The following is a 15,825-nucleotide window of genomic DNA, read 5'->3' as shown; positions in this document are numbered from 1 at the left end:
GCGGAAGGTCGGCACAGCGCCGTCGGCCGTCACCGATCCGTGGGCCGGCCTCGACCCGCCGCAGGTCGCTGCTCAGCCGGCGACCGCGACGCGGGCGCCCACGAGCTCCTCGGAGAGGTCGCCGCGGGCACCGGCGCGGTGGGCGCGACGGCCCAGCACCAGCATGTAGGCGAGGAAGGCGATCCACACGAGCGCCCCGATCCCGAGGCGCACCGGCGCGGGCAGCGCGCTCGGCGTCACGAAGCCCTCGACGAGCCCCGAGACCAGCAGCACCGGCACGAGCCCGATCGCGACCGTCACGAGCGCCCGCGAGGTGCGTGCGAGCGCCCAGCCCCGCGGAAGCACCCCCGGGCGCACCCACGCCCAGAAGGTGCGCAGGCCGGCGCCCGCTCCGACCATGAGCGCCGTGATCTCGAGCAGCCCGTGCGGGAGCAGGTAGACGAAGAAGGTGGGCAGCCCGCCGTAGGCCCCCATCACCCCGGCGGAGAGGCCGACGTTCAGCCCGTTCTGGAGCAGCATGAGCACCGGCCACACCCCGGTCACCCCGAGGACGACGGCCTGCACGGTGATCCACGCGTTGTTGGTCCACACCTGGGCGGCGAATCCCGAGGCCTGGCCCTGGAAGTAGTACGCGACGAAGTCGTGCTCGACGAGCTCCTCCTGCGCCTCCTGCGGGAGCACGAGGTCACGGGCCGAGGCGTCGAGGCCGAACCACAGCCCGGTGACCACGGTCGCGAGGAGGAAGATTCCCGTCGCGAGCGCCGCAGCGCGTCGGGAGGAGTACAGGGCGGCCGGGAGGTCCACGAGCACGAAGCCGCGCAGCTGCGCCCAGGTGCCGATCCGCACACCGGTGATCCGCAGCCGGGCCCGGTGCAGCAGCAGCGACAGCTCCGCGGTGAGGGACGGGTCCGGCGTCGTCGAGCGCACCACCGAGAGGTGGGTCGCGGTCTCCTGGTAGAGGGCGACGAGCTCGTCGATCTCCTCCGCGTCGAGGCGGCGGAGGGAGGTCAGCTCGCGCAGCCGCTCCCACTGCGGGCGGTGCACGGCGATGACGGCGTCGATGTCCACCGGCCCAGACTAGGACCGCGCCGCCGTCGCCGAGGCCGACGAAAGTCGCATGCGCCCCGGCCGGAGGCCGACGCTCGATGCGTGCCCGGCGCCGCCCCGCCTGCCAGGATGGGGCGCATGGTCTCCTCGGGGGCCGCCCCGGCGGCGGCGAGCACGCGCGATGCGCTCATCACGGGTGAGGCGGTGCTGCTGGACCTGCGGCCCGCCTCCTTCGCGGTGCGCATGCTCTCGGGAGCGATCGACGGCGCCGTCCAGCTGCTGCTGCTCATCGGCGGGTCGGTCGCCGTGGCCTGGGCGGCCACGGCGCTGTCCCTGGACACGGGACTCGCGACCGCCGCCCTGCTGGTCACCGCGGTGAGCGCCTACGTGGGCTATCCGCTGCTGTGCGAGACGCTGGGCCGCGGCCGCTCCCTGGGGCGGCTCGTGGTGGGCACCCGGGTGGTGCGGGACGACGGCGGCCCGCTGCACGTGCGCCAGAGCCTCCTGCGCGCGGTGTGCGCGATGCTCGAGATCTGGGCGACGGCGGGGGCCCTGGCCCTGACCTGCTCGGTCATCGATCGTCGTTCCCGCCGGCTCGGGGACATGATGGCGGGCACCCTCGTCCTCCAGGAGCGCATGCGCCACCGGAGCGCGGAGCCGCTGCCCCTGCCGGCGGCGCTCGAGCCGTGGGCGCGCGCCGCGGACCTGGGGCGTCTGCCCGCGCCGCTCGTCCAGGAGATCCGGTCCTTCCTCCCGCGGGCGGAGAGGATCCATCCGGAGTCCCGGCGCGCCCTGGCGCGCGACCTCGTCCAGCGGACGCTGCCGCACGTCGCGCCGGCGCCTCCCCCGGGGACGGACCAGGAGGCGTTCCTCGCCGCGGTCGTCGCCGAGCGCGCCTTCCGGGACGAGACCCGGCTGCGCCGCTCGGACGCGCGCCGGCGCGAGCTCGGCGCGGAGATGCGGGCGCTGCCCTTCAGCCGCTGACGGCGGCGCGGGGGTCAGGCGCCGTCGGGGGCCTCGGCGCGACCGGCGATGAGGACGGGGATCCCGCCCTCGACCGCGTGCACACGGCCGCAGGCCTCGCAGCGCAGCCCCGCGGTCGCGTCCTGCAGCGTGCCGCCGCAGTCCGGGCAGCGGAGCACGGCACGCACCCAGGAGGGCACGTCGACACCGCTCGCCCCGGCGGGCAGCGAGCCGCCCGCCCCGGCGCCGGCAGCAGCAGCGGCACCCGCATCGGCATCGGCATCGGTGACGATCGCGAGGACCTCGTCGCGGACGGACTCCATCAGGGTGGCCTCCTCGGCCTCGACGTTCAGACGCAGCAGCGGCTCGGTGTTCGAGGAGCGCAGGGACAGCCACCAGCGCTCCGCGGCGGGCACGTCCTCGTTCCAGTGGGTGAGGGTGAGCCCGTCGAGGTCGTCGGCCTCCACGCCGGGACGCGCGCCGAGCGCCGCTCGCACGCGCTCGCGCGCCGCCGAGGGGTCGGCGACGGTCGTGTTGAGCTCCCCGCTCGCGGCGTAGGGCTGATGCTCCGCGACGAGCGCGGAGAGGGGGCCGTCGGACTCCTCGAGCGCCGCGAGCACGTGCATCGCGGCGAGCAGGCCCGAGTCGGCGAAGAAGAAGTCCCGGAAGTAGTAGTGCGCCGAGTGCTCCCCGCCGAAGACGGCGCTCCGCTCCGCCATGATCGCCTTGATCAGCGAATGACCGACGGGCGAGCGCACGGCCTCGCCGCCTGCGGCGGAGATCACCTCGTCCACGTGGCGCGAGGAGACGAGGTTCGCGACGACCACGGGCCGCTCCTCCCCCGCGGCGCGGGCGCGGGCGATCTCGCGGCCGGCGATGAGCGCGGTCACGGCGGAGGGGTCCACCGGGCGCCCCTGCTCGTCGAGGACGACGCAGCGGTCCGCGTCGCCGTCGAAGGCGAGGCCCAGATCCGCCCCCTCGGCGAGGACGGCGTCGTGGAGGTCCACGAGGTTCGCGGGGTCCAGCGGGTTGGCGGGATGGTGCGGGAAGGTGCCGTCGAGCCCGAAGTGCAGCGGCACGACGTCCAGGTGCTCGAGGCTCCCGAGCACGGCCGGGACGGTGAGGGAGGCCATGGCGTCCGCCGCGTCGACGACCACGCGCAGGCGCCGGCGGCCGCCGAGCGGGACCAGGCGGTGCAGCAGCGCGGTGTAGTCCTCGAGCGTGTCGAGCTGCGCGCGACGGCCGCCCTCACGCTCGGGGATCACGCCGGCGGCGAGGTAGGCCTCGGCGCCGCTGCGCACGTCCTCGAGACCGGTCTCGCGGCTGATCGCGCGCGCGCCGGCCCGGGTGAGCTTGAGCCCGTTGTCCGGGGCGGGGTTGTGGCTCGCGGTGATCATCACGCCCGCGGCGTCGTGCTGTCCGGAGGCGCAGTACAGCTGGTCCGTCGAGGACAGGCCGGCCTCGGCGACCGTCGACCCGCGGTGCGCGGCGCCCTCGGCGACGGCGGCGGCGAGGGCCGGCGAGGAGACGCGCATGTCGTGGGCGACGATGATCGGCGCCCCGTCGAGGAGGTCCGCGAAGGCCGCCCCGAGGGCGCGCGCGATCTCCTCGGTGAGCTCGGTCCCGGCCACCCCGCGGACGTCGTACTTCTTGACGATGCCGCGGAGATCCACGGTCTTCTGCTCAGTCATCGGCGCTCCTCACGACATGGAGATGGCGCCCGGCCTCGGCGGCGGGGCGGTCGGCGACGCGTCCTGCCCGACCGGCGCGGTCGGGGCGGGCGGTGGGATCGGTGCGGTCCGCGGGACCGGGGACGCCCGGGACCTCGCGCGCGGGGCGGAGGGCGTCGGCGAGGGCGACGAGTTCGTCGGGCACCTCGTGCCCGCCCTCGACCCGCAGCAGCTCCCAGCCGCGCGGGGCGGTCGTGCGGGAGGCGTGCTCGGCGCAGAGGTCGTAGGTGTGCGGCTCGCTGTGCCGCGAGAGCGGTCCGAGCACGGCCGTGGAGTCCGCGTAGACGAAGGTGAGCGTGCTCACCGCTGGTCGCGAGCAGGCGGTCCGGGAGCATTCACGTGCAGGCACGCCCCGGATTCTACGCAGGCCCGCGGGGTCGCAGGCCGCATCGCCCGCCCGGTCCGGGGTGTCGTGCGGCACCCCGTCCGGATCCGGGGCGCGCAGGAGGGAGGGCTAGAGTGCCGCCCATGGACAGGGACCTCGCCGCACGCGCCGTGCCCGATCCGCGCTCCGCGCCCCGGCGGCGGGACCGCCACGGGCGGGGGTTCCGCCGGGACCTGATCCCCGCGCACCTGCCCGGTCACCGCAGCCGCCGCGAGCGCTTCGACGACCTCGTCGCGGACTCCGTCGCCACGATCGCCGAGCGGTTCCCGCGCCGCCTCGCGCACCTCCAGGTCATGGTCGAGGAGGTCCCGCCCGAGGACCCGGCGCCGTGGGAGGACGCCCCTGTCGTGCTGGGTCGTGCACTGCCCGCGACCCGGGAGCACCCGCCGCGGGTCGTGCTCTACCGTCGGCCCGTCGCGACCCGTTGCACGGGTGACGAGGAGCTCGAGGCGCTCGTGCGCCAGGTGGTCTCCGAGCAGATCGGCTCGCTGCTGGGCATGGCCGCGGAGGACGTCGACCCGGAGGCCTGGGAGGACTGAGGGTCCGACGAGCTCCGGGGACCCCCCCCGCGAGGTGGGGTCAGTCCTCGACCCGGATGCTCGTGCCCTCGCCGGTCGCGGCGCTCGGCACGACGGTCACCGCGGAGTGCAGCACGCCGCCCGCGCCGTCCTGCTCCCGCTGCATCCAGGCGGCGCGGACCGCCCCGGGCTGGTCCGGCACGACCACCACGGCCACCGGCTGGGCCCCGCCCGCGCGCAGGGACGGGTCGGCGACCACGGTCGAGGTGTCGGCGGCGAGCTCCCGCACGATCGGCTCGGAGGTGGTGGCGTCCGCCGCGACCGTGATGAGCGTGCAGGTGGTGTCCGCCTCCGCCGCGAGGGTGAGCCAGCCGTGGCCTCCGCCGGGCGGGAGCGCGACGATCCCGCTGCTCGTGAGCGAAGGTGCCGGCACGAGCACGGCGAGGTCGACAGGGGCGCCGAGGGTGCTGCCGGCGAGATCCGCCCCCGCGATCGGGGAGCGGACGGCGGCGCAGATCGCGGCGTCCGCGCGCACCCGCACCGTGACGGCGCCGTCGGGGAGGGACTCGAGGGCGAGCGTGGTCACGGACTCCCCCGTCACCGGGACCTCGCCCGGGGAGCCCTCGTCGATCACGCCGTCGGGTCCGAGCACCTCGACCTGCGCGGTCGTGTCCTGGGCGCGGAGGTTCGCGAGCACGAGCGTGGGGGCCGTGCCCGCCACCTCGACGCCGGGGATGACGAGATCGCGGTCCGGCGCGGCGATCGGCGTCAGGATCTCGACGCCGCCCGGGGTGAGGCCGCTGCGCTCGGAGAGCTGGAGGTGCATGGCCAGGGGCGAGCCCTGCACGGCGACCTCGAGGGCGAGGGCCTCCTGGTCCGGGACGATCGACTCGAGGAGCACGGACTGCTCCTCGCCGGGGGCGACGACCACCTGGCTGCGCCCGGACATGGCGGCGGGGCCGTCGGGCGTCCAGACCTGGAGCGCGGCGGTCGCGGCGCGCGAGGAGGGGTTGCGGAGCACGAGCTGGGCGCTCGAGCCGGCGGTCGTCGTGAGACCGAGGAAGATCCCCTCGGCGCTCGGCGGGAGCGCGCGGGTGAGCGCGAGCGAGCGGTAGTCGCCGCTCGGGGTGAGGGTCGACTGGACGGCGTCGGCCACGGGCCTGTCGTCCTCGGCGGTCGCCGCGCCGAGCCGTGCGGCCCCCTCGACCGCGGAGGCGCCGAGCACGGTGTTCCCGACCTCCCCGGCGGTCACCGTGGCGTCGAGGGCGCTCCCCCCAGTGTCCTCGAGCGTGAGCGCGGGGGCGCTCGCCTCCCCCTGCTCGTCGCGCCGGGTCTCGGAGCCGCTCACCCGGCCGAACAGCAGGGACGAGTCCGTCTCGAGGGCGATCGCGCCCACGGCGACGGCCGTCGAGGGCGGTGTGACGGCGAGGTCGGCGTCGGTCGCGGTGTCGAGCACCTCCTGGGGCACCTGCACCGGTCCGGGGACCAGGAGGGTCAGCGGCCCGGGGCGGGCGGTCGTCGCGGCGCGCTCCGCCTCCGGGCCGCCGCGCGGGGGCAGCTCGACGACGGCGGCCGCGGCGGCCGCGAGCGGGAGCAGCGCGCCGAGCGCGAGCAGGGGGCGGCGGCGGGTCCCGCCGGAGGCGTCCTGCCCTGCGCCGGTGCGCGGGGTCCCGGCCCCGCCGTCGTCGGCGGCGTCGGCGGCCTCCCCGGGGCGGGGCGCCCCGTCCTCGGCGAAGACGTCGGCGAGCTCGTCGCGGTCACGGCTGTCAGGCATGGAGCTCCTCCGCACTGCGGGTCCGGGCGCGCCAGGGGATCGCGATGAGGGCGGTCAGGCCCGTGCCGGCGTACAGCAGCACCTGCCAGAGCGGCCGCCAGGGCGTCGAGCGTCCCACCTCGAGGTCGCCCTCGGCGCCCGCGGGGAGGACGAAGCCCTGGGACCAGCCGTCGACGAGGGTCGGCTCGAGACGCTCCCCGTCGAGGGTCGCCGTCCAGCCGGTGTCGTAGCGCTCGGCGAGGACGACCGTGCGCTCGGCGGGGGCGGCGGCGACCGTGCCCCGCGCGTCGACGACCGTGCTCGCGAGGGGGGTCGCGTCGTCCGCGGAGCGCACGACGGCGCGGGCCGGGGCGTCGACCACGCGCCAGAGCCCGCCGGTCGCGGAGACGGTCACCTTCTCGAGAGCGGGAGAGGAGTCGAGGGCGGCGACGAGATCCGCCTGCGCGGCGGGGTCCCCGGGGACCAGCACGTAGGAGACGGCCGGGGAGGTGGCGGCCTCGTCGGTCGCGCCGGCCTCCCCCGAGACCAGGCCGGAGACCCAGGTCCGCAGGGCATTCGAGCCGGGATCCGCCCCGAGCTGCTCCCCGGCGGCCACGGTCGCGACGTCGCGCGCGTCCGCTACGCCCGCCCGCTGCAGCGCGCTGTCCCCGCCGTGCACGACCAGACCGGCGCTCACGGCACCGTCCTCGTCCTGCGTGAGGGTCAGCACCCGGGTGCGGGCGTCGGTGAGGCCCTGGTCCGCGGCGGCGGCGGGGACCTCGGCGGCCTCCGTGCGCTCGACCTCGAGCAGGCCCGGCAGCAGGACCGTCCAGCCGACGACGGTGACGAGGCATGCGGCGGCGACGCCCGCGGCGAGCACGGTGGTGAGCGTGCGGCGCGCCCCGGAGACCGTCGCGTCGCGGCGCGCGAGGGCGTCGAAGGAGGCGGCCGCGCCCACGGACAGCGCGAGCAGGAGCACCGAGAGCAGCGGCAGGAGCTCCGCCGTCACGACCCGGTCTCCGTCCACGGCGACCGCGACGGAGCGGGCGATCTGGGCCGCCGCGAGCACCGCGGCGGCCAGCAGCAGGGAGAATCGGCCGACGCGGCCGGCGGGCCCTGCGAGGAACGGGGCGACGAGCGCGCCGAGCACCACGGGCACGAGCGGCAGCAGGGGCAGCAGCGGGAGGAAGGCCGCCGCCGCGGGCCCCGTGAGGCCGGCGAGCGGCGCGAGGGCGCTGCGCACGGCGTCGACGTCCGGCAGCCCGGGGCCGGTCGCGGGCATGCCGCCCACGGCGAGCAGCGTGCGCGGCGCATCCGCGTACACGCCCAGGTAGGGCAGGTGCAGGGCGAGGGACGGCACGAGCACCCACAGCAGCCGCCAGCGGCGACCGCGCACCGCGGGGGCCAGCAGGGCGAGCCCGAGCGCCGCGACGAGCACCAGCACCGGCTGGACCGCGCCGATGGCGAGCAGCAGCAGGCCCGCGGCCGCCGCCGCGGAGACGCTCGCCTGCGAGATCTTGTGGGGCAGCCCGATCGCCCGTCCCACGGCAAGGGCGAGCAGCGGGAGCAGGGCGTGCACGAGCAGCAGCGGCCAGGCGCCCGCCACGAGCCCCGTGAGCAGGACCGGGGCGAGCGCCCAGGCGACGGTCAGGGCGAGACGGGCGCCGATCGCCCGGGTGATCGCCCCGGCGGCCCACCAGGCGGCGAGCGCGGCGACGGGCACGGAGGCGAAGACGATGGCCTCGACGAGCAGGTCGCCGTCCACGCGGAGGTGGCCGAGGAGCCGGATCAGCGGATCGGCGGGACCGCGGGTGCCGAGACCGCCGGGGATCCAGCTGGACCAGGCCGCCTCCCAGGTCGCGTGCCAGTCCGCGGGGAGGGCGAGCAGCCCGGGACCGCGCAGCTCGCCGCGCCCGAACAGCGCTCGCAGCGAGACGAGCCCGAGCACCACGGAGGACAGCGCCACGACAGCGGTCCAGACGACGTGCCGGCCGTAGTCGGCGTCGTCGATCCCGTGACGCGTGCCGGCGATCCCCCAGGTGGTGCGGCGGATGCGGCGGGTGCGGTCGTCGTCCGCGAAGAGCCGGTTCCAGACGTCGGCGGCCGTGCGGCGCAGGCTCTCGCCGAGCGGCAGGTAGAGCGGGGCGAGGCGGCCACGGGGCACCCGGGCCCGGCGCCGGGCCCGCATCCCGCGACGGATGACGCCAGGGGCGCGGCGCATCGCCGATGCCCAGGCCAGCAGCTCCACCGGGATCCGGCGCGGCTGGACGGCGGCGACGTGCCCCGCCATCCGCAGCAGCGTGATCAGCGGGAGGAGGACGAGGAGCAGCACGGCCGCCGGGAGCGGGCGGTGCTTGAGCTGGACCAGGATCCGGCCCGTCCGCTGCTCCTGGAGGCGCTCGCGGAAGGGGGTGCTCGGCGCGGGGACCTCGGTGCGGGCGGTGGGCTGGACGACGACCCGCTCCCCCGCGCGCCAGACCCGCTGGCACAGGTCGATCTCCGCCCAGGGGGCGGGCAGCAAAGGATCGAGGCCGCCGAGCTCGCGCAGGGTCCGCTCGCGCACGAGCATGCCGGAGAGGGCGACCGCGAGGACGTCGTGGCGCCAGTCCGACTGCCCCTGGTCGATCTCGCCCGGGTCGACGCCCGTGACGATGCGGCCGGTGCGGGAGAGGCTGAGGCCGACGTCCACGAGGGTCGCCGCACGGGCGAAGCGGCCCTCCCCGGGGGCGTCCTCGTGGCGCACGCGCTTGGTGCCCACGACCGCGGTGGTCGGGGAGCGGGTGAGCAGCGCGAGCTGCTGCTCGAGCGCGTCGGCGGAGGGCAGGGAGCCGTCCTCGACGATCCACAGCCAGTCGTCGCGGTCGGCGGCGGCGGCACGGCGGCCGCCGCGTCGTCGGCGTCGGCGGAGCCGCTCGGGGACGCGGGCGAGGTCCTCCGCCTCCTGGGTGCGACGTCGCTCGAGCTCGTCGACGTCGACGTCGGCCGCCCGGCGGCCGGCCGACGCGGTGCCCCGGCCGTCGGCGTCCTGCCCCTCGGGCGGGTGGGCGCCGTCGGTGTCCCGGGCGCCGCCCGCGGCGTCATCGGGGCCTGTGGGGGTGAGCGTGTCGAGGATGTCGAGCGCCTCGCGCAGGGCCCCCGCGCGTCCCACCCCGGCGGAGGTGGTGAGCAGGTGGTCGGCGCCGGCGGCGCCCTCGAGGGCGGTGATCACCTCGGGGTCCAGCGCGGCGGGCGCGACCGCGACGAGGAGATCGGCGGGGGTCGTCTGATCGCGCACAGCCTGCACGGCGGCGCGGGAGGAGTCGACGGACGACGTCCCGGACAGCAGGACGACGGCGGTGATGCGGCGCGAGGTCACCTGGACAGGATGTCAGACCGCCCGGCGCTTGAGCTTGCGCCGCTCACGCTCGGACAGTCCGCCCCAGATGCCGAAGCGCTCGTCGTTCTCCAGCGCGTACTCGAGGCACTCGGAGCGCACCTCGCACGAGACGCACACCTTCTTCGCCTCGCGGGTGGACCCGCCCTTCTCCGGGAAGAAGGCCTCGGGATCCGTCTGCGCGCACAGGGCGCGCTCGTGCCACGACAGCTCCTCCTCGGCCTCGGTCGGCGCATGATCCAGCAGGGTCAGCTCGACACGCCCGTCGGGTTCGACCTGATCGTCCATCACCGGCCGCTCCTTCCTCTCGAGGGTCACCCCAGTGGCCTGGTCCGCCCCTAAAATACACCCGTGTAACTCTCCCCCGTCAAGCGGGCGGCGCCCGCCGAGGTCGCCGTCACCCCGGCGGGGAGCACCTCGTGCCCACCTCCCGCCGACCACCCGCCGACCGCCCGTCGGCCACCCGCCGGCCCCGATCGGAGACCCCGCCGATGACCCAGCCCCGTCCCACGACCCGCCCCGTCGAGCCCGGCCACGTCGAGATCGTCCCCGTCCCCCACCTGCCCGAGGTCACGGCCGGGGACGACCTCGTGACCCTGCTCGCCCCCGCCCTGCGCACGGCCGGGCTCCGCGACGGCGACGTCGTCTGCGTGTCCACGAAGATCGTCTCCAAGTCCCTCGGCCTCACCGTCGATCCCGCCGACCGCGACGCCGCGATCGAGCGGGTCGCCGTGCGCACCGTCGCCCGTCGCCTGCACACCCTGCGCGTCACCTCGATCGTCGAGATCCCCTCCGGTCCGGTCATGGCCGCCGCGGGGGTGGACGGCTCCAACGCCCCCGGGGGCCCGCTGCTGCTGCCCGAGGATCCCGACGGCTGCGCCCGCACGCTGCGGGAGGGCCTCGTCGCCGCCCTCGGCGTCGAGCTCGGCGTGCTGCTGACCGACACCTCCTCCCGGGTCTGGCGGGTGGGCGTGGGGGACGTCGCCCTCGGCGCCGCGGGCGTCGCCTCCCTCCAGGACCTCCGGGGGGAGTCCGACGACACCGGCCGCACGCTCCACGTGACCGTCCGCGACCTGGCCGACGAGCTCGCCGCCGCCGCGGACCTCGTCAAGGGCAAGGCGAGCCGCGTGCCCGTCGCGATCGTGCGCGGGGTCGCCGGCGCGGTCGTCGCGGATCCCCGCGACGAGGTGCCCGCCGCACGCCTCGCCCGCACCGGCGGCGACGACTGGTTCCGCCGGCCGAGCCTCGAGTCCGTCTGGCAGGCCCTCGGCCTCGCCCTCGAGGACGAGCCCGTGGCCCGCATGTCCCCCGAGCCCGACGACGAGCGCATCGACCGCGCCCTCGCCGTCGCCGCCCTCCCCCGCCGCGGAGCCGCCCCGCTCACCGCCCGCGCCGAGCGCACGGCCGCCGACCGCATCGACGTGCACCCCACCGCACCCGGGACCGCGGGGCTCCTCGACGCCGCGACCCTCGGCGAGCGGGTGCGCACGGCCCTGGCCGCCGAGGAGATCGCCGTCCCGCTCCCCCCGCTGCACGTGAGAATCCACGAGGAGACCGCATGACCACCGCCCCCTCCCTCCACCGCGGCACCGAGCTGCTCGCCGCCCTCGAGTCCCTCGGCCCCCGCCCCGCGCTCGCCTGGCACGAGGAGGGCGGCCGCATCGAGCTGTCCGGCCACGTCCTCGCGAACTGGGTGACCAAGGCGATCGGCCACCTCGACGCGGAGGTCGCCCTGCAGAGCGGTGACCTGCTCGTGCTCGACCTCCCGCCGCACTGGAAGCGGCTCGTGCTCGCCCTCGCCGGCTGGTCGCTCGGCGCCCGGGTCGAGATCCTCGCGACAGGGGCCGACGACGTGCACGAGGACGGGATCCGCGTGCTCGCCACCGACCGTCCCGGCTCGGATCTCGCCGACGACGCCGAGGACGTGCTCGCCCTCGCCGCCGTCTCCCTCGCCCCGCGCTTCGCCGGCGAGCTGCCGCCGCTCGCGCACGACTGGGTGCAGGAGGTGCGCGCGCACCCCGACCGCCTCGCCGCCGCCCTGCCCGCCTGGTCCGGCCCGCAGCCCGGGGGCGACCACGAGGGAGTCCCGCGGCTGCTCGTCCCCGGCGACGGCCTCGGCCACGTCGAGGCCGCCCTCGGGGCATGGCTCGCCGGGGGCGGGATCGTCGGCCCCGCCGAGGAGCTCGACGAGCGGGCCGTGGCCGACGAGGCGGTCACCGGCCGCCCATGACCCATGACGGGGTCGGGCCCGCCCGGGGAGATCCCCGGACGGGCCCTGCCCGGTCCGCACCTGCGCTCCCGCAGGGGGCGCGGAGCGCTCAGCTCGCGCGGAGCACCGCGACGGCCTCGGTGGGGTCGCCGTCGAAGATGATCGTGCCCTTGCGGAGCACGACGATCCGCGTGCAGAGCTTCTGCAGCATCTCGAGCTCGTGGGAGACGACGACCATCGTGCGGCCCGCGGCCTGCAGCTCACGGATCCGCTCGAGGCACTTCTTCTGGAACGGCTCGTCGCCCACGGAGAGGATCTCGTCCACGAGGAAGATGTCCGGGTCCGTGTGCACCGCGACCGAGAACGCGAGCCGCAGGAACATGCCCGAGCTGTAGTACTTCACCTCCGTGTCGATGAACTCCTCGATCTCGCTGAACGCGACGATGTCGTCGAAGCGCTCCTCGAGCTGCTCGCGGCTCATGCCGAGGATCGCGCCGTTGAGGAAGACGTTCTCGCGACCCGAGAGATCCGGGTGGAAGCCCGCGCCGACCTCGATCAGGCCCGCCACGCGTCCGCGCAGCATCACCCGGCCGGCGTCCGGGAAGAGCACCCCGGAGATCGTCTTCAGGAGGGTGGACTTGCCCGAGCCGTTGAACCCGATCAGGCCTACCGTCTCGCCGGCGTGCACCGTGAGGTCAACGTCGTCGAGGGCCATGAAGGTGTCCGCGAGCTTCTTGCGCTGCAGGGCCGAGAAGACGAGCTCCTTGAGGGAGCGGTCGTGGCGGAGGGAGAAGCGCTTGGAGACATGCTCCACGCGCACCATCTCGCGATCCGTGGGGACCGCGGCGGAGGTGGGGACGTCCGCGATGTTCGGGGTCATCGGTGCCCTCCTCTCACAGTTCCTGCGCGAAGCGGCGCTTCGAGCGCTCGAAGACCACGGTGCCCAGGGCGAACACGACGACGGCGATGAGCAGCCCGGCCCACCACAGCCCGTAGGGCTCCCCCGGCTGGGCGAGGGTGTAGGCGAACGGGTGGTCCGTGGCGAGCTCGTCGACGACCGGCTTCGAGTACCGCCAGAAGGCGACGTGGAACAGCTGCACCACGATCGTCAGCGGGTTCAGCTGGTACAGCCACCACCAGATCGTGCCGTCGAGCGACTTCTGCACCATGTCGATCCGGTACAGCACCGGGGACAGCCAGGTCGCGACCATGACGATGAGGTCCACGAAGTTCTCCACGTCGCGGAACGCCGCGTTCAGCGCCGCGGTGAGCATGCCCAGACCCATCGTGAACACGAGCAGGATCAGCATCCCCAGCAGGAAGGCCACCGCCGCCGTGGGCGAGGGCAGCCAGCCGTTGAGCACGGCGCCCACCACGAGCACGAGCAGCTGCGGCAGGAAGTGCACGAGGGCGACCATCATGCTCGCCCACGGGAACAGCTGGCTGGGGATGTAGATCTTCGACACGAGCGCGCCGTTGCCCGTGATCGACCGGGTCGCGTTGCCGAAGACCTCGCCGAACAGGTTCACCACGACGATGCCGCTGAAGAGGTAGACCGCGTACGCGGGGGTGCCCTTGTTCAGCTCGAGGAACACGCCCATCGCGATGTAGAACACGAGGAACTGCACGGCGGGCTTGACGTAGCTCCACACCATGCCGAGCACGCTGCCGCGGTAGCGGACCCGCAGCTCCTTCTTCACCAACAGGCGCAGCAGGAACCGCTCCTTGAGCGGGTTCAGCCACCCGGCGTCCTGGCCGGGGGCCTTCCACCCCTCGGCGCGCTCCGCGGCCGAGGGGGTGCGACGCGCCGGGGCGGTCGCCGTCACGCGGAGGCCCCCTCCGGGGTGGACGGCGCGGCGGTGTCGACGTCGTCGATGCCCGGGCGCACCGGGGCCGGGTTCTCGCTGAAGGTGCGCTCCCAAGCGGCGAAGGAGGTCAGGCCCTCCGCGGCGGCGCGGTACTCGTCCCGCAGCCGGTTCCACTGGCGATACAGGTCCAGGTGGGTGCGCGCCGTGCGGACGAGCATCGAGCGGACCTGCTCCGGACGGCGGCGGTACCAGGCGAGCTTCGTGCCCTCCGCGTTGGAGACCACGGCGCTGTCGTAGTGGCTCAGCGTCCACCACTTCGCGTCCTGGTGGGCGATCGCAGCCTGTGGGTGCGCGGCCGAGCTCTCCGGCGGCGCGGCGATCAGCTGACGCGCCATCGTCTTCGCGGTCCACAGCGGGAGCATCGAGCGGCGCGGAGCGGAGAACGCCCGGCCCTTGCGCGGCGGCTTGTGCATCCGCACCTCGGGGAACTGGTCGGCGTCCGCCCTGGTGAGGGAGTCGTCGTAGGTCTGCGCCATCGCCCGCAGCTCGGGCAGCTTGGTGCCGATCTCGTCGTGCAGCACGCCCGGACCGCGCAGCACGTCCTCCTGGGCGATCAGGCGCGCCGCCTCGGTGTAGTACTGCATGGACATGAGGTGCTTGACATCGATGCCCTGGGACTCGGTGAGCACCTTGCCGCCGCGCTCGTAGACCGAGTGCAGCAGCGCCGTGATGATGCGGTTGCGCTCGTGGAAGTAGATCTGCCAGTCCAGCGCGTCGTTCTTGTCCGTCCACGTGATGTGCCAGACGGCAGCGCCGGGCATCGAGACGGTCGGGTAGCCGGCCTTCTTCGCGCGGAGGCCGTACTCGGCGTCGTCCCACTTGATGAAGACGGGCAGGCTCAGGCCGATCGCCCGGACGGTCTCGGTGGGGATGAGGCAGGTCCACCAGCCGTTGTAGTCGACGTCGGCGCGACGGTGCAGCCACGGGGTGGAGCGCAGCGGCTCGACCGCGAAGTCGTGGCCCAGGCGCCCCTCGGGGATCGTCACCTTGGGCTGGATCGCCCACGGGTCCACGCTCTCGCCGAAGGCGTGCAGCACCGAGCGGTTGTTGAGGTCGAACATGTGCGCGCCCACGAGCATCGGCGTGCGCGCGAAGTCCGCGAAGGTGAGCATGCGCAGGAGCGACTCGGGCTCGATGTCGATGTCGTCGTCGCAGTTGATGACGTAGGTCGAGGAGCCGTTGGTCGACGCCTCGTACATGCCGCGCGAGAAGCCGCCGGAACCGCCGATGTTGCCCTGCTCGATGATCTGCAGCTGCTCGCCCATCGCGGCCTGCAGGGGCTCGATCTCGTCGTGGTCGTTCAGGCGGTCGGTGCCCTGGTCCACGACGTACATGACGTCGAGCTTCTCGCGGAGGTCCGTGTCCTTGCTGATCAGCTCGATGTTGTCGAGGCAGTAGGAGACCTTGTTCATCGTCGTCATGGCGATCGAGAAGGTGCCCTCGGTGCGGGCCGCGGAGGCGTCGGCCGTCCACTGGGCACCGTGGATCGTCAGCGGGTCCGGGCCGGAGATGACGTCGAACCAGTACCAGCCGCCGTCGCCGAAGGCCGTCAGCGGCAGGTCGAAGCGGGTCTCGCCGGGGCGGGAGACGATGGCCATGTCGTGGCGCTGGATCGCACCGCGCGCGTTCGAGCGGTAGACGATGATCTGCCCGCGGCCGCTCGTCGCGATCGTGAGCGTCACCTCGCGCACCGGGGTCCAGCGGCGCCAGTAGCTCGCCGGGAAGGCGTTGAAGTAGGTGCCGAAGGAGCGCAGCGACTGCGGCGGCACCTCGACGCCGTGGCGGGCGCTGAGCTCCTCGAGGTCGAGCTGCGACGCCCCGGTCGTGCCGGTGGCCCCGGCGGCGGGTTCCGCGCTCTCCGCGGTGGCGGTGCCCAGCCCGAAGGAGCCGGTCTGGGCGCCCGAGCGGGCGGCCTGCGACTCGATGTACAGCGGGATCACGTCGGGCGTCGGCGCGAGCGGCATGATGAGCCGCTGCAG

13 protein-coding genes are annotated in these 15,825 nt (G+C 75.1%); 4 read left to right on the top strand and 9 right to left on the bottom strand.

Translation table 11 applies throughout. From position 1 onward, the window contains the following. Positions 1-72: 72 nt before the first annotated feature. Entirely contained in the window at positions 73-1,068 is a 996-nt protein-coding gene (locus ACYVAP_RS05785) for a stage II sporulation protein M (protein ID WP_498859932.1), read from the bottom strand. Positions 1,069-1,185: 117 nt separating this feature from the next. Between ACYVAP_RS05785 and ACYVAP_RS05780 the strand changes: the two genes are divergently transcribed. Continuing rightward, entirely contained in the window at positions 1,186-2,031 is an 846-nt protein-coding gene (locus ACYVAP_RS05780; protein WP_498859931.1) for an RDD family protein, read from the top strand. 14 nt (positions 2,032-2,045) lie between these two features. Here ACYVAP_RS05780 and ACYVAP_RS05775 read toward each other — a convergent pair whose 3' ends face one another. Then, on the bottom strand, positions 2,046-3,701 hold the full coding sequence (locus ACYVAP_RS05775) for a phosphomannomutase/phosphoglucomutase (protein ID WP_498859930.1): 1,656 nt from the start codon (positions 3,699-3,701) through the stop codon (positions 2,046-2,048). Further along, entirely contained in the window at positions 3,694-4,044 is a 351-nt protein-coding gene (locus ACYVAP_RS05770) for a DUF3499 family protein (protein WP_498859929.1), read from the bottom strand. The genes ACYVAP_RS05775 and ACYVAP_RS05770 overlap by 8 nt, the downstream gene beginning before the upstream one ends. Before the next feature lie 164 nt (positions 4,045-4,208). On the opposite strand from ACYVAP_RS05770, the gene ACYVAP_RS05765 reads away from it, so the two are divergent. Continuing rightward, entirely contained in the window at positions 4,209-4,664 is a 456-nt protein-coding gene (locus ACYVAP_RS05765; protein ID WP_264451730.1) for a metallopeptidase family protein, read from the top strand. 40 nt (positions 4,665-4,704) lie between these two features. On the opposite strand, the gene ACYVAP_RS05760 is transcribed toward ACYVAP_RS05765, so the two are convergent. Genes ACYVAP_RS05760 through ACYVAP_RS05750 form a run of 3 tightly spaced genes read right to left on the bottom strand, consistent with a single transcriptional unit; the run spans position 4,705 to position 10,057 of the window. Continuing rightward, positions 4,705-6,417 carry a DUF5719 family protein gene (locus ACYVAP_RS05760; protein WP_498859928.1) on the bottom strand — a complete coding sequence of 571 codons (1,713 nt, stop codon included), beginning with the start codon at positions 6,415-6,417 and terminating at the stop codon, positions 4,705-4,707. Continuing rightward, positions 6,410-9,751 (bottom strand): glycosyltransferase, encoded by a 3,342-nt coding sequence (locus ACYVAP_RS05755; protein ID WP_498859927.1) that lies wholly within the window; start codon positions 9,749-9,751, stop codon positions 6,410-6,412. Before ACYVAP_RS05755 ends, ACYVAP_RS05760 begins: the two co-directional genes overlap by 8 nt. A 12-nt stretch (positions 9,752-9,763) precedes the next feature. Further along, on the bottom strand, positions 9,764-10,057 hold the full coding sequence (locus tag ACYVAP_RS05750; protein ID WP_498859926.1) for a WhiB family transcriptional regulator: 294 nt from the start codon (positions 10,055-10,057) through the stop codon (positions 9,764-9,766). A 203-nt stretch (positions 10,058-10,260) separates the two neighbouring features. Here ACYVAP_RS05750 and ACYVAP_RS05745 point away from each other — a divergent pair, with 203 nt between their 5' ends. Beyond that, positions 10,261-11,331 (top strand): coenzyme F420-0:L-glutamate ligase, encoded by a 1,071-nt coding sequence (locus tag ACYVAP_RS05745; RefSeq protein WP_498859925.1) that lies wholly within the window; start codon positions 10,261-10,263, stop codon positions 11,329-11,331. Next, entirely contained in the window at positions 11,328-11,999 is a 672-nt protein-coding gene (locus ACYVAP_RS05740) for a TIGR03089 family protein (RefSeq protein ID WP_498859924.1), read from the top strand. Before ACYVAP_RS05745 ends, ACYVAP_RS05740 begins: the two co-directional genes overlap by 4 nt. A gap of 88 nt (positions 12,000-12,087) precedes the next feature. Here ACYVAP_RS05740 and ACYVAP_RS05735 read toward each other — a convergent pair whose 3' ends face one another. From ACYVAP_RS05735 to ACYVAP_RS05725, 3 genes are read right to left on the bottom strand one after another with little or no spacing between them, the layout of a single operon-like run. Continuing rightward, complete coding sequence (locus tag ACYVAP_RS05735) at positions 12,088-12,858, bottom strand: ABC transporter ATP-binding protein (RefSeq protein WP_498859923.1); 771 nt, start codon at positions 12,856-12,858, stop codon at positions 12,088-12,090. Between the two features lie 13 nt (positions 12,859-12,871). After that, entirely contained in the window at positions 12,872-13,804 is a 933-nt protein-coding gene (locus tag ACYVAP_RS05730; RefSeq protein WP_498859922.1) for an ABC transporter permease, read from the bottom strand. Next, a complete protein-coding gene (locus tag ACYVAP_RS05725; protein WP_498860434.1) occupies positions 13,801-15,810 on the bottom strand; it encodes a glycosyltransferase in 2,010 nt (669 codons plus the stop codon). Before ACYVAP_RS05725 ends, ACYVAP_RS05730 begins: the two co-directional genes overlap by 4 nt. Positions 15,811-15,825 lie beyond the last annotated feature (15 nt).

It is taken from the genome of Brachybacterium horti, assembly GCF_054777615.1.
This window is presented reverse-complemented; position numbering and strand designations above follow the sequence as displayed.

Bases quoted from the DNA above. Each gene is read 5' to 3' on its own strand.
- ACYVAP_RS05780 (WP_498859931.1), top strand. From the start codon at position 1,186: ATGGTCTCCTCGGGGGCCGCCCCGGCGGCGGCGAGCACGCGCGATGCG.
- ACYVAP_RS05775 (WP_498859930.1), bottom strand. From the start codon at position 3,701: ATGACTGAGCAGAAGACCGTGGATCTCCGCGGCATCGTCAAGAAGTAC.
- ACYVAP_RS05765 (WP_264451730.1), top strand. From the start codon at position 4,209: ATGGACAGGGACCTCGCCGCACGCGCCGTGCCCGATCCGCGCTCCGCG.
- ACYVAP_RS05760 (WP_498859928.1), bottom strand. From the start codon at position 6,417: ATGCCTGACAGCCGTGACCGCGACGAGCTCGCCGACGTCTTCGCCGAG.
- ACYVAP_RS05750 (WP_498859926.1), bottom strand. From the start codon at position 10,057: ATGGACGATCAGGTCGAACCCGACGGGCGTGTCGAGCTGACCCTGCTG.
- ACYVAP_RS05745 (WP_498859925.1), top strand. From the start codon at position 10,261: ATGACCCAGCCCCGTCCCACGACCCGCCCCGTCGAGCCCGGCCACGTC.
- ACYVAP_RS05740 (WP_498859924.1), top strand. From the start codon at position 11,328: ATGACCACCGCCCCCTCCCTCCACCGCGGCACCGAGCTGCTCGCCGCC.
- ACYVAP_RS05735 (WP_498859923.1), bottom strand. From the start codon at position 12,858: ATGACCCCGAACATCGCGGACGTCCCCACCTCCGCCGCGGTCCCCACG.
- ACYVAP_RS05725 (WP_498860434.1), bottom strand. From the start codon at position 15,810: ATGCCGCTCGCGCCGACGCCCGACGTGATCCCGCTGTACATCGAGTCG.